Source organism: Stutzerimonas marianensis (assembly GCF_022810315.1).
GTDB lineage: Bacteria > Pseudomonadota > Gammaproteobacteria > Pseudomonadales > Pseudomonadaceae > Stutzerimonas > Stutzerimonas marianensis.
The window spans coordinates 1-357 of the sequence record NZ_JALGRD010000073.1; the positions used below are offsets into that span (position 1 = coordinate 1).

A 357-nucleotide genomic window follows, 5' to 3' on the forward strand; every position below is an offset into this window, starting at 1 on the left:
AGCCAAGCGCAAGATCGAGAAGGCCAAAGCCCCAAGTACGCGCCAAGGTCGAGCACCCGTTCCGCGTGATCAAGCGGCAGTTTGGCTATACCAAGGTGCGGTTCCGCGGGCTGGTGAAGAACACCGCTCAGTTGGTCACGCTGTTCGCGCTGTCGAATCTGTGGAAGGCGCGCCGACGGTTACTGACCAACGCGGGAGAGGTGCGCCTGTAATGCGGGGAATGGCCGCCGCGAGGTGCTCGCGGCGGCTAAAAACACAGAAATGAGCGGTGATCTGATCATTTTTGGTCGATTTTCCGCTTTCAAAATCGGCGGAAGCTGAAGTCAGCCAGAAATACATGGCTACTTCAGACCATCC

Annotated in this window: 1 pseudogene; it reads left to right on the plus strand. The window is 57.7% G+C overall.

Annotation, left to right across the window (positions count from 1 at the left end):
* Positions 1 to 212 (plus strand): annotated as a pseudogene (locus MST27_RS22300) (transposase); the annotation flags it as partial.
* Between the last annotated feature and the right edge of the window lie 145 nt (positions 213 to 357).